The following is a 12,734-nucleotide window of genomic DNA, read 5'->3' on the forward strand; positions in this document are numbered from 1 at the left end:
TCAGAAGAAATTGGGGAGCTACGTCATGACCAATCCACGCCATAACATCCGCGATGTCCGCTCGCCCAGAGGCAATGAGCTCAATGCCAAGAGCTGGATGACCGAAGCGCCGCTTCGGATGCTGATGAACAACCTTGATCCCGATGTGGCGGAAAACCCGCACGAACTCGTCGTCTATGGCGGCATTGGCCGGGCCGCCCGCACCTGGGACGACTTCGACAAGATCGTCGCGACCTTGAAGACGCTGACGGAGGAAGAGACGCTTCTCGTGCAGTCCGGCAAGCCGGTCGGCGTGTTCCGCACCCACAAGGATGCGCCCCGCGTGCTGATCGCCAACTCGAACCTCGTGCCGCATTGGGCAACCTGGGATCACTTCAACGAACTGGATAAGAAGGGTCTGGCCATGTACGGCCAGATGACCGCCGGATCGTGGATCTATATCGGCACGCAGGGCATCGTTCAGGGCACCTACGAGACCTTCGTGGAAGCGGGCCGCCAGCATTACGACGGCAGCCTCAAAGGCAAGTGGATCCTGACTGGTGGCCTCGGCGGCATGGGCGGTGCACAGCCGCTCGCAGCCGTCATGGCAGGCGCCTGTTGCCTTGCGGTCGAATGCGACGAGACCCGCATCGATTTCCGTCTGCGCACCCGCTATGTCGATGCCAAGGCGAAGACGCTGGATGAAGCACTGGCGCTGATCGACCAGTGGACCAAGGCGGGCGAAGCGAAATCGGTGGGCCTCCTCGGCAATGCCGCCGAAATCTTCCCCGAACTGGTCGCCCGCATGAAAGCTGGCGGCGCGCGTCCGGATATCGTCACCGATCAGACCTCCGCCCATGACCCGCGCAACGGCTACCTGCCGATCGGCTGGACGGTTGAGGAAGCCAAAGCGAAGCGCGAAAGCGATCCCAAGTCCGTGGAGGTGGCGGCCCGCGCATCGATGAAGGCACATGTGGAAGCCATGGTTGCGTTCTGGGATGCCGGCGTGCCGACGCTCGACTATGGCAATAACATCCGCCAGGTCGCCAAGGACGAAGGCCTGGAAAACGCCTTCGCCTTTCCGGGTTTCGTCCCGGCCTATATCCGTCCGCTGTTTTGCCGCGGCATCGGCCCGTTCCGCTGGGCGGCCCTGTCAGGCGATCCTGAGGACATCTACAAGACCGATGCGAAGGTGAAGGAACTGCTGCCCGACAACACCCACCTGCACAACTGGCTGGACATGGCGCGAGAACGCATCGCCTTCCAGGGACTTCCGGCGCGGATCTGCTGGGTGGGTCTGGGGGATCGCCACAAGCTCGGTCTCGCCTTCAACGAGATGGTGAGGAGCGGCGAACTGTCCGCGCCTGTTGTCATCGGCCGCGACCATCTCGACAGCGGTTCCGTCGCCTCGCCGAACCGCGAGACGGAAGCGATGAAGGATGGCTCGGACGCCGTGTCCGACTGGCCGCTCCTCAACGCGCTTCTCAACACCGCATCGGGTGCCACCTGGGTGTCGCTGCATCATGGCGGCGGCGTCGGCATGGGATATTCGCAGCATTCCGGCATGGTCATCTGCGCCGACGGAACGGATGATGCAGCCCGGCGGATCGAACGTGTCCTGTGGAACGACCCTGCGACCGGCGTCATGCGCCACGCCGATGCGGGATACGAGATCGCGATCGACTGCGCCGAAGACAAGGGTCTTCGGCTGCCTGGCATCCTCGGGAACTGATGTGCATGCGCATCCTGCGTGCACCGGACCATAAGCGGATGCCCTGGAAGAACGGTAAGGGCGAGACGGTGGAGATCGCCGTCTTTCCCGAGGCTGCGTCGGTCGATGATTTCGACTGGCGTATCAGCATGGCGACGGTGGCCGAGGACGGCCCGTTCTCTGTGTTCGCGGACATAGACCGGACCCTCAGCGTTTTGACGGGCGACGGGATCGAGCTTTCGGTCGAGGGCGAGCCCGATCGTGTCCTGCGCCCCGACACGCCGCCCCACGCGTTTCCGGCCGATGCAGTGACCAGCGCAAGGCTACTCTCTGGCCCGATCACCGATCTCAATGTCATGACCCGGCGCGGAAAGTTTATTCACGGCGTGACGATGCTCCCCGCCAGTGAACGCGTCATTACGTCGAACGGTTCGGACGTGACCCTGGTTCTGCCGACGTCGGATTTGGTGCTGAAAGACGGCACATTGCTTGCCGCCTATGATGCGATCCTGCTGCATCCGGGCGATTCGGAGATCGAACTTAGTCGGGCGCCATCAAGCCGGACTTTTCTTGTCCGCATCGCCTCACGGCAAAAAGCCTCGGTTTCGTTACAGGTTTGACGCATTTGTGAAGATGCCGTGAGGCTGGCCGCAGCGATCGCGCTAAAGAACCGGAAACGCGATATTTCGTCTCTTTCGGTTGATCACATCTGACCGGTTCCAGACCGGGTTTGGCGGAGGCGACGGCGCAGAAGGTGAAAGTTTTAACTTTCCGGTAACCGCCTCCTCCCCCTATGGGATCACTTACGGATGCATTCGTACCCGTATTTCCCTTGCCATTCCCAACAGGAGACGAGATGTCCTTCAAACCTTTCGCCCTTGCGCCTCTCTTTGCAGCCGTGATTGCCCTGCCGGCATTTGCCCAGCCGAGCCCGACGATGCTGAGGCAGTTCGGCGACTGGAACGTCTATTCCTATCAGGCGGGAGCTTCGAAAAGCTGCTACGTCCTGACCATTCCGAAACAGGCGACGCCCGCAAGCGTCAACCACGGCGATAACTTCTTCCTCGTGGCGCCCAAGCCTTCGGGCAGCGGATATTATCCGCAGGCAATCATGGGATATGATCTTCAAAACAGCTCACAGATAACGGTCACGATCGATGGCAAATCCTTTGCCATGACGCCGCGGGGCAACTCCGGCTGGACGCAGCAGGAAAGCAATGATTCCGCGATGATTGACGCCATGCGTACGGGAAGCAATATGACCCTTCAGGCGGTCTCGGGGAGAGGCACCCGCACATCCTATACGTTCTCGCTCAGCGGCGTGACCGCAGCCCTCAACCAGGCCGGTCAGTGCAACTGACGTCGATCTCTTAAGATCTCTGATGGGTGGAGTTCGAAACCGGCATTCGCCCATCGCCGATCTTGACAAGCTCGTCCGGTCAACGTCGGCGGATATAGGCGAAGAGCCGCTCGGCCGCGTCTTCGATCTGCTTCGGGTCGCGCAGAAAGCATGCTCTCATAAAGGGGGCGCCGCCGGGGCCGAATGCGGTGCCCGGCGCCATGCCGACGCCGGTTTCATCGACAATCCTGAAGGCTTCGGCGCGGCTGTCTGTTACGCCGTCGATCTTCAGGAACGCGTAGAGCGCGCCTTCGGGCTTTCGCGTTTCGACACGGTTGGTGGCGACCAGCGCGTCACACAGAATGTCGCGCGAGGTTCGGGCACGCTCGACATTGGAGCGAATGAACTCGTCGCCAAGGTCGAGTGCCGCAATCGCGCCCTTCTGCATGAATTGCGCAACGCCTGACGTGGAATACTGTATGAGATTGGTGAGCGTCTGGCCGATCTCCGCCGGCGCCACCACCCAGCCGATACGCCAGCCGGTCATGCACCAGTTCTTCGAGAAGGAATTGGCAAAGATGATGCGGTCTTCCGCGTCCATGACATCCATGAACGATGGTGCCCGCGTGCCTTCGAAATAGTAGAGCCCGTAGATTTCGTCGGCGATGATCCAGAGACCATGGCGGCGCGCAAGGCCGAGAATCGCCTCGAGATCATCCTTCGTTGCCGTCCAGCCCGTCGGGTTGGATGGGGTATTAATGAACAGCGCCCGGGTTTTCGGCGTGATCGCAGCTTCCAGTCGGCCCGCATCGAGCACCCACCTGCCATCGATGAAATCGAGGACGACAGGTACGGCCTTTGCTTCGGAAACACTCGCGGCATGGGCAGCGTTCGGCCAAGCCGGTGACAAATAGATCACTTCGTCGCCGGCCGATGCGACCGTCTGGATCGCCAGCACGATCGACTGCATGCCCGATCCGGTGACATAGATGTTGTCGACTGAGAGATCGGCCGTGTAGTGGCGCTGGTAGTAGCGCAGGATTGCCTGGCGAAGCTCCGGGATCCCTTGCGTCCAGGTATAGAATGTCTCGCCTGCGAGAAGCGCGTCGCTGGCAGCCCGGGTGATGAAGTCGGGCGTCGCAAGGTCGCCTTCGCCGATCCACAGCGGCATGAGGTTGTCACGACCGCGTGCATAGGTGACGATTTCGCCAATACCGCTACGCGGAGCGGCCGCAGCGCGGGCGCTGATGTCGGGTCGGATGATCGTCATGCGAACCTCGGCTGAGTATGGCGGGGAACTATGCCTAGGCCAAGTTCCGACGTACGGTCAACCGGTTGCAGGCCGCATCGGACACGGAACCTTCGGTCCGAAAGCGTTGATTTGGCGATGGTTTCGACGGCTCTTCGGGCGTGCCCGGTTTCGCCACCGGGGCGAAGGTCAGCGCCTCGATCAGGAAATACGCAGATTGGACAAGTTCGTCTTCGCCCATGTCATCCTCGAACTGCGGTTCGTCTTCGGAAAACTGCTCTTCAGGAAGGATTTTCATAAGGATGCGGTGCATTGCTGATTCAAGAACCGCTGCTTTACGCCGATTGGTCGAAAAAGGCCATGCGCGGATTGGCGCATGGCGTTGATTCGGTATCAGCTGCGGCGCATCGCCTCGATAAATAGCTCGGCCTTGGCCGCCACCGACGCAACATCGTCACCCGGCTTGTAAAGCGATCCGCCGATGCCGAAGCCGTTCGTGCCGGCGTCGATAAAGGATTTCATGTTGTCAGGCGTAATCCCGCCAACGGCCAGAACCGGCATATCCTTGGGCAGAACCGCCCGCCAGGCCTTGATGACCATGGGCGGGATCGCCTCCGCCGGAAAGGCCTTGATGCCGGTCGCACCGGCGCCGATCGCCGCAAAGGCTTCGGACGGCGTTGCGACGCCCGGCAGGCTGATCATGCCGCGCGAAACGCTCGCTTCGATGACCGAGAGGTTCGCGTTCGGCGAGATGATGACAGTTGCACCCGTCGAGGCAACGTCTGCGACCTGAGCGGTCGTCAGCACCGTTCCCGCACCGATCAGCGCCCTGTCACCGAACCGCTTCTGCAGTTTCTCGATGCTCTTCAGCGGCTCCGGCGAATTGAGCGGGACTTCGATGATGCGCCAGCCGGCTTCGATCAGCGCCTCGCCAATCGGCTCGGCCTCGTCAGGCGTGATACCGCGCAGAATGGCAACCAGATTGCAGGCTTGCAGCGCGTCTTGGAACGTCATCGAACTATCCTTCATTCGTCAGTTGCAATTGTCCGGCGATCAACTGGACGCCGCGCTTGGCGGCGTCTGTCGGGCCCGGCTCTATTTCGAGATCAAACAGCGGCGCGACGCGGCTGTAACGGCTGTTCAGCACGTTGTTGCCGACAATGCCGATGGCTTCACCGGGTTTCAGCCAGCCTGCCGCGCGGGCCTGACGGAACTCCGAACCGATGACAAGACCGGAAACGTAATCGCCGATATCTTCAGGCGCCAGAACGCCGGCAAGCACGCCCGTGCGGGCGCTGAAGACGGCAGACAGGAATGCGTCGGCGGCACGCGCGTCGCTTGCGGCAAACCCGGCACCCCGGTCAAATGCCTCCCAGCGCGGCTCGGAGCCGGGTGCCGGCTCCGATGCCTTGGCGATGAAGGAATGCTTGGTCAGCAATGCGAAGATTTCACCCGTCGCATAGGTCTGGAAACCGGCGATGCGGCCGTTCTCGACCCGCGCCCATTTGCTGTGGGTGCCCGGCAGAACCAGGGTCCGGTTCTTGTCCAGCCCGAAGCCGACGATCTGCGTTTCCTCGCCGCGCATCACGTCCGGAAACGGCTGTGCCGCGGGATCGCGCATGCCGGGCAGGAAGGTGACGATGGCGCCGTTGGCAAGCGTGATCTGCCGCGTGCCGGCTGCCAGTTCCGCAAGACCCGCGGGCGCGTCGACGTAGGGCACCTCGATCCAGCCATTGCGGCTGGTGATCATGCCGCTCGCGAGGACTGGGATTGCGCCGTGCGCGTCGAACCATGCCCCGACCGTTTCCATCAGGGCGGCCTCGAAGGCTCCATCCTTGACGAACTGGATGCCGCCGCTTGTCGTATCCCGGGTATCGAGCGTTTCGCCCGTTTCAGATACGAGCGCGGCGCGAAGCGAACTCGTGCCCCAATCTAGAATGATCGACTTAGGCTCTGGCATCTCTCGGTTTCCTCCCCGAACATTTTGGCCTTCGATAGCGCGGGCAGGGCTGCCTTGTCGAGAGCAAGTGCCGCGAAAAGTCATACTTTTGAGGAGGGGCTTGAGGTTTGTAAATCGAGGCTCAGGCTTCGGGATCGAGGATGCAGCACTGTTCCGGTACAGGCACCAGAACAGCGCTCGTGCCAGGGTCGTATGGTTCGGACAGTGCTCCATTCGCCGTGATCTCGCCGGCAACGGTCACACACTTGTATTGGTAGGCTCGGCCGAGATAGGTGCGGGTGCCAAGGGTCGCAGGGATGCCTTCGCCGGACCGCCGGGCGACAAGGCCGTCGGCGCGGGTGGCCAGAACGAAATCGTCCTTGATCGCACCGAAGACATCCTGCGAGAACGACAGTTTCGCGCCGCCGGCAGCCTCGGCTGTGACGGTTGCGCCGTCGCGGGAGACCACCTTCATCGGAATGAGGTTCTCGAAGCCCACAAAACTGGCGACGAAGGCGTTGGCCGGTTTGCGGTAGAGGACTTCGGGCGTGTCGAGCTGCATGATGCGGCCTGCATTCATGATCGCCACGCGGTCGGAGATCGAGAAGGCTTCTTCCTGATCGTGGGTGACATAAAGCGATGTCGTACCGTTCGCCTTCTGCAACTGGCGGATTTCGACGCGCATGTCCACGCGCAACTTGGCATCGAGGTTCGAAAGCGGCTCATCGAACATCAGGAGCGGTGGTTCGATGACGAGCGCACGGGCCAGTGCCACGCGTTGCTTCTGGCCGCCTGACAGTGCCGACGGCAGCCGGTCGGCCAGGTGCGAAAGGCCGACGCGGTCGAGCATGCTTCCTGCGCGCTTGGCCCGATCGGGTTTGGCAATGCCGCGCTGCTTCAGACCGAAGGCGACGTTTTCCATCACGGTCAGGTGAGGAAAGAGCGCGTAGTTCTGGAACACAAGCCCGATATCGCGGGCATGTGCCGGAAGCGTGGTGAGATCGCGATCTCCAAGCCGCACGCGGCCGCTGGTCGGCTCCAGAAAGCCTGCGACGATCCGCAGCGTCGTCGTCTTGCCGCAGCCGGATGAGCCGAGCAGCGAGACGAGTTCGCCGGCCGCGACCGAGATCGACAGGTCCTTAAGCACTTGTGTCGATCCGTAATGGGCGGAAAGGTTTTCGATGGTGAGCGATACGGTCAAAAGGGTTCTACTCGTCTTACTTGGTCAGGAAGGTGAGGCCGAGCGTGGCTTCGACGATGGCCATCACGCCAACCGTCACCAGCATCAAAAGCACGGAGACGGAGGCGATGGTGGGGTCGAAGAACTGCTCCATATGGGCGAGAATCTGGATCGGCAGCGTGGAAATGCCGGGACCGGTCAGAAACACCGAGATGGACACGTCGTTGATCGAGGTGATGAACGCGAGGATGAAGGCGGCAATGACGCCGGCGCGAATGTTCGGCAGCACCACCGTCAGGAAGGTCTTGAGCGGCGGGCAACCAAGGCTGATTGCCGCTTCCTCCACGGAGAAGTCGAAGGCGGCAAGGCTCGCACCGACGACGCGCACGGAATAGGGCAGAACCAGAAGCGCATGACCGAAAATGAGGCTCGGATAGACCGGCAGGCCAGCGCCGATGGTGATCGATTTTAGAAGCGAAAAGCCGAACACGATTTCCGGGACCAGGATCGGCAGGACGAACAGGGTGGAAAGCCATTTCGGCAGTTCGACCCGGTATCGGTTCAGCGCGTAGGCTGCGGGAATGCCCATCAGAAGCGACAGGGACGTTCCGAGGATTGCCACCTGGAAGCTGGTGATCGCCGTGTTCCGGAAGGCGGAGATCTCGAAGATATTGGCAAACCACCGCAGCGTCAGGCCCTGCGGCGGAAACGTCAGGTAGGATGTGTCGGAAAGCGAGGCGCCGACGATGATGACGAGTGGCGCGAGCAGGAAAAGGAAGACGAGGGCGGCGAAGGCGCCGAGAACGGGATGGATGCGTGTGGTCATCGTGTCATACCGCCATCGGGTTGAGGCGCCGCGCCATGCGGCTCATGATTGTCACGACGGCGATGGTGATGACCACCATGATCGCTGCGATGGTGGAGGCGCCCACCCAGTCGAAGGTGACCATGGCGCGCTGGTAGAGCAGCGTTCCCATCATCATCATCTGCTCGCCGCCCAGCAGTTGCGGCGTTGCGTAGGAGGTAAAGCTGCCGGTAAAGACGAGGACAGCGCCGACGATGAGGCCAGGCACCGCAAGCGGCAGGATGACCTGGAAGAATGTGGCAATCGGCGTGGCACCCAGGGAGGTTGAGGCTTCGACGACTTCGCGCGGAATGCCCTCAAGCACACCGGTCAGGGTGAGGATCATCAGTGGGACGAACAGATAGACCATGGCAACAATCACCGATCCCTCGGTGTAGAGCATGGACAAGGGCTCGGAGATGATGCCGAGCGAAAGCAGCGTGTCGTTGACGATTCCGTTCTTGCCAAGGATGATCAGCCAGGCAAATGAGCGAACCACGACGCCGGTCAGAAGCGGGAAGACCGCAGCGATGATCGCGATCGACTTAAGCCGCCCCGGCATCCGGGCGATCACGTAAGCCGTCAGAAAGCCGATGACCAGCGAGATCGCGGTGGTGATGAGGGCGATACGCAGCGTACGGTAGAGGATATTGGTGCGGAAGCCGCTGTTGAAGAAGGCGGTGTAGGTCGAAAAGGCGCCTTTCGGCTCACCGAACGTGGTGGCGATGGTCAAGAGAACCGGAATAACGAGAGCGACGACGACAGCAATCGTCGCCGGCATCGTCAGCCCCCATTTGGCAAAACGCTTCATGTGTAGTCTTTCAAAGTCCCTGGCTGCCGCCACCGCCGTCAGGCCGCGGCTGTCTTGAAGAGCGGATGTGCTCCGCACTCCCTGCCCGGATCAGGCAAAGCCGTCTCCTTGGATCGAGGAGAGGGCTCGTCATCTGCGAGTGGGATTACTGGCCGAAAACCTCGTTCCACTGGTCGATCCAGTCGGTCTTGGCGTCGTTCAGCTTGGCGTAATCGATGCGGCCGAGCTTTGAGACCTGGTCAGCGCCATAGGTCCACATCTTGGCCTGTTCCGGCGAAAGCTCGACCTTGCTGTTGATCGGCGCATCGACGCCCTGTTCCGCTTCCTTCTGCTGGACTTCTTTGGACAGAACGAAGTTGATGAACTGGTGCGCCAGCTCGACGTTCTCGGAGCCCTTCGGAATATTGACCATGTTCAGCGTGGCGATATCGCCTTCCTTGAGCGTCGCCCAGGTCATGGTCTTGACGGCGGCCTGCATCGAAGCAAGTGTGAAATCCTGCGCCAGGGCCACGCGCACCTCGCCGGTCGAGATCAGGTTCACCAGTTCGGAACCCGTATTGTAGTTCTTCACTACATTGGGCTTCAACTCGCTGATCGCCTCGAAGGCCTTTTCGGAATCCTCATAGGCATCGACGCCCGCATGCTTGCCGGCCTGCAACACGACCATTGGGCCGGCCGTGGTGGTAATGCCCGGCAGCGAGACCGAGCTCTTCATGTCGGCGCGCCACAGATCGGCCCAGGATGTAATCGCCGGATCCACCTTGGCGCTGTCATAGACGAGACCGACGCGGCCGATCGTGTAGGCCGGACCATACTTGCCCTGCGGGTTGCGGCCGAGTTCGTAGATTTCCGAAAGGTTCGGGATCTTGGATGCGTCGACTTCCTGAAACAGGCCCTGTGCGACGCCGAGCTGGGAGAAGCTGTCCGAGAGGTAGATCACGTCCACGCCCTTGCCGTCGCGCAGCTTCAGCTTGTTCAAGCGGTCGGCATTGTTGCCGGTTTCAAACACCATGTCGCAGCCGCAGATCTTCTTGAACGGCTCGATGATGTTGGCTTTCATCTTGTCGCCGTTATAGCCCCACCAGGAAATGGTGAAGGTCTTCGTCTGGGCACTGGCCGAGGCGACGCCGGAAAACGTGGCAAGAATTGCAAGCGCTGCAAACTTGGTGAGGCGATGAGCCTTCATGAGGTGATCCTTTGTCGAACAATCGGTGTTGAATTGGCTGCTCGGACAATGCCGAGCGTAGAACGACAGTATTTTTTCATCGCTTTCCCCGCAAGCTCAATAATTGTGCATGCGCAATATGAGTGGGGATATGCACTGCAATAAGAACGCAACTGTGGGCGTTTTCACTCTTGCAGCTCTAGTGGCTAGAGGTTGTAGACAAGAGAGACGATCTGAGACGAACGGCAGGGAATACGATGATGACGGCAGGAAATCAGGCGCGATACAAGGTCGGCGGTATGGACTGCGCCAGCTGCGCCACCAAGATCGACACGGCTGTCCGCCGCATGCCCGGCGTCGAGGATGTTTCGGTATCGGTTGCCGCGGGCACGATGACGGTCAGCCACAATGACAGCGTCGATCTTAGCGCCGTCGAAAAGCGTGTTTCCGGTCTCGGTTATCCGCTGAGACAGCTTTCGCAGCGAAACCGCTTGGACGAGCTGGTCATCCCCGTTGCGGATCACGCCGACCCTCATGCTCAAGATGATGGAAGCAAGCACGATCATTCCCATCATAAGCGGGAGACAGCCGCCACTGAGGGCCTGCACGGCCATGACCACGGTCCGATGGAGGGCCCATGGTGGAAATCTGCCAAGGGTCGACTGACCATTATGGCAGGCCTGGCATTTGCAGTTGCCTATGGGCTCGGCCACCTGTTTCCCGCTTACGAGACCTATATTTTCACAGCCGCGATGCTGATCGGTCTCGTGCCGATCGCGCGGCGCGCGATCATGGCAGCGCTCGCCGGCACGCCGTTCTCGATCGAAATGCTGATGACGATCGCAGCTGTCGGCGCCGTTGTGATCGATGCATCGGAGGAAGCAGCGGCGGTCGTCTTCCTGTTTCTCGTCGGTGAATTGCTGGAAGGCGTTGCGGCCGGAAAGGCACGCGACAGCATCAGAAGCCTCTCCGCTCTGGTCCCGAAGGAAGCGCTCCTGGAGGAGGGCGGCCAGACGCGAACCGTGCCGGCCGAAAGCCTTGCCATCGGTTCGATCATCCTGGTCAGGCCCGGCGACCGGATATCCGCCGATGGCGTCATCATGTCGGGCCAGAGCGCGGTCGATCAGGCGCCCGTGACGGGCGAAAGCACGCCGGTTGCCAAGGGCGTCGACGATGTCGTGTTTGCCGGCACCATCAACACCGATGGCGCGCTTCGGGTGCGTGTCACCGCCGCTGCGCAAGACAACACGATTGCCCGCGTCGTTCGCCTCGTTGAGGAGGCGCAGGAAAAGAAGGCGCCGACCGAACGCTTCATCGACCGCTTTTCGCGGTACTATACGCCCGGCGTCGTTGCGGTTGCCGCTCTGGTCGCCATCCTGCCGCCGCTCATTGCCGGTGGTAACTGGAACGAGTGGATCTACAAAGGGCTTGCCATTCTGCTGATCGGTTGCCCCTGCGCACTTGTCATCTCGACGCCTGCGGCGATCGCTGCGTCGCTTTCATCCGGTGCCCGCCGTGGCCTCCTGATCAAGGGCGGTGCCGTGCTGGAGACACTCGGAAAGCTCACCGCCGTCGCCCTCGACAAGACCGGCACGCTGACCGAGGGACGGCCGCAGGTCACCGATGTCATTGCGTTCGGCCACAGTGCCGATGCGGTGCTGCGGATTGCGGCCGCGCTGGAAATCGGCTCCAGCCATCCACTTGCAAAGGCCATCCTCGCGAAAGCTGAAGAAGACGAAGTGGTCATTCCGCAGTCGAGCGATGGCAAGGCGCTCGGCGGAAAAGGTTTGACTGCAGAGGTCGAGGGACAGGACGTATTCTTCGGCTCTCCCAAGGCTGCCGCCGAGCGGGTGTCGATGTCGATGGCGCACAGCCGCCGCATCGCAGCGCTCAATGACGAGGGCAAAACGGTTTCCGTGCTCATCGTCGGCAGTGTGCTCGCTGGTGCGATCGCCATGCGCGACGAGCCGCGGGCTGATGCCAAGGCTGGGCTTCTGGCTCTGACCGAAGCGGGCGTAAAAACAGTCATGCTGACCGGCGACAATGCGCGCACGGCAAGTGCAATCGGACAGGAGCTCGGGATCGAGGTTCGCGCCGACCTGCTGCCGGAAGACAAGAGCCGGATCGTTGGCGAACTGAAGCGTGACGGTTTCGTCGTCGGCAAAGTCGGGGACGGGATCAACGACGCGCCGGCGCTGGCTGCGGCGGATGTCGGCATCGCCATGGGCGGCGGCACGGATGTTGCGCTCGAAACCGCCGATGCCGCTGTGCTGCATGGCCGGGTGGCAGATATCGCAGCAATGATTGCCCTGTCGAAGAAGACGATGCGCAACATCCACCAGAACATCACCATCGCGCTCGGGCTGAAGGCCGTCTTTCTGGTCACGACGGTGATCGGCATAACCGGGCTCTGGCCCGCGATCCTCGCCGACACCGGCGCAACCGTGCTCGTGACGATCAATGCGCTCAGACTGTTGCGGAGATAGAAAAGAAGCCTGCGCTTCCGGGCGCAGGGCT

Annotated in this window: 12 protein-coding genes; 4 read left to right on the forward strand and 8 right to left on the reverse strand. The window is 61.4% G+C overall.

Features of this window, described 5'->3' with window-relative positions:
• Positions 1-25: 25 nt before the first annotated feature.
• From hutU to ACQY1P_RS04045, 3 genes are all read left to right on the forward strand, one after another.
• Positions 26-1,711 (forward strand): urocanate hydratase, encoded by a 1,686-nt coding sequence (hutU, locus tag ACQY1P_RS04035; RefSeq protein ID WP_430253023.1) that lies wholly within the window; start codon positions 26-28, stop codon positions 1,709-1,711.
• A 5-nt stretch (positions 1,712-1,716) separates the two neighbouring features.
• Positions 1,717-2,310 (forward strand): HutD/Ves family protein, encoded by a 594-nt coding sequence (locus ACQY1P_RS04040; protein ID WP_430253025.1) that lies wholly within the window; start codon positions 1,717-1,719, stop codon positions 2,308-2,310.
• Between the two features lie 236 nt (positions 2,311-2,546).
• Positions 2,547-3,050 carry an invasion associated locus B family protein gene (locus ACQY1P_RS04045; RefSeq protein ID WP_062576716.1) on the forward strand — a complete coding sequence of 168 codons (504 nt, stop codon included), beginning with the start codon at positions 2,547-2,549 and terminating at the stop codon, positions 3,048-3,050.
• Between the two features lie 79 nt (positions 3,051-3,129).
• Here ACQY1P_RS04045 and ACQY1P_RS04050 read toward each other — a convergent pair whose 3' ends face one another.
• The 8 genes from ACQY1P_RS04050 to ACQY1P_RS04085 all read right to left on the reverse strand — a co-directional run bounded on the left by ACQY1P_RS04050 (position 3,130) and on the right by ACQY1P_RS04085 (position 10,238).
• Positions 3,130-4,299 (reverse strand): pyridoxal phosphate-dependent aminotransferase, encoded by a 1,170-nt coding sequence (locus ACQY1P_RS04050; protein ID WP_113165003.1) that lies wholly within the window; start codon positions 4,297-4,299, stop codon positions 3,130-3,132.
• Between the two features lie 34 nt (positions 4,300-4,333).
• Complete coding sequence (locus tag ACQY1P_RS04055) at positions 4,334-4,591, reverse strand: hypothetical protein (protein WP_062576720.1); 258 nt, start codon at positions 4,589-4,591, stop codon at positions 4,334-4,336.
• 80 nt (positions 4,592-4,671) lie between these two features.
• Positions 4,672-5,292, reverse strand: a complete 621-nt coding sequence (locus tag ACQY1P_RS04060; protein ID WP_430253027.1) for a 2-dehydro-3-deoxy-6-phosphogalactonate aldolase — start codon at positions 5,290-5,292, stop codon at positions 4,672-4,674.
• A gap of 4 nt (positions 5,293-5,296) precedes the next feature.
• Complete coding sequence (locus tag ACQY1P_RS04065) at positions 5,297-6,238, reverse strand: 2-dehydro-3-deoxygalactonokinase (RefSeq protein ID WP_430253029.1); 942 nt, start codon at positions 6,236-6,238, stop codon at positions 5,297-5,299.
• Positions 6,239-6,359: 121 nt separating this feature from the next.
• Positions 6,360-7,418, reverse strand: coding sequence for an ABC transporter ATP-binding protein (locus tag ACQY1P_RS04070; protein WP_430253031.1), 1,059 nt, complete (start codon positions 7,416-7,418; stop codon positions 6,360-6,362).
• 16 nt (positions 7,419-7,434) lie between these two features.
• Positions 7,435-8,223 carry an ABC transporter permease gene (locus ACQY1P_RS04075; protein ID WP_430253033.1) on the reverse strand — a complete coding sequence of 263 codons (789 nt, stop codon included), beginning with the start codon at positions 8,221-8,223 and terminating at the stop codon, positions 7,435-7,437.
• A gap of 4 nt (positions 8,224-8,227) precedes the next feature.
• A complete protein-coding gene (locus ACQY1P_RS04080; RefSeq protein ID WP_430253035.1) occupies positions 8,228-9,052 on the reverse strand; it encodes an ABC transporter permease in 825 nt (274 codons plus the stop codon).
• A gap of 145 nt (positions 9,053-9,197) precedes the next feature.
• Positions 9,198-10,238, reverse strand: a complete 1,041-nt coding sequence (locus tag ACQY1P_RS04085) for an ABC transporter substrate-binding protein (protein ID WP_430253037.1) — start codon at positions 10,236-10,238, stop codon at positions 9,198-9,200.
• A 239-nt stretch (positions 10,239-10,477) separates the two neighbouring features.
• Between ACQY1P_RS04085 and ACQY1P_RS04090 the strand changes: the two genes are divergently transcribed.
• On the forward strand, positions 10,478-12,703 hold the full coding sequence (locus ACQY1P_RS04090) for a heavy metal translocating P-type ATPase (protein WP_430253916.1): 2,226 nt from the start codon (positions 10,478-10,480) through the stop codon (positions 12,701-12,703).
• Positions 12,704-12,734 lie beyond the last annotated feature (31 nt).

It is taken from the genome of Neorhizobium sp. DAR64872/K0K18, from assembly GCF_050500175.1.
Taxonomy (GTDB): Bacteria; Pseudomonadota; Alphaproteobacteria; order Rhizobiales; family Rhizobiaceae; genus Neorhizobium; species Neorhizobium soli.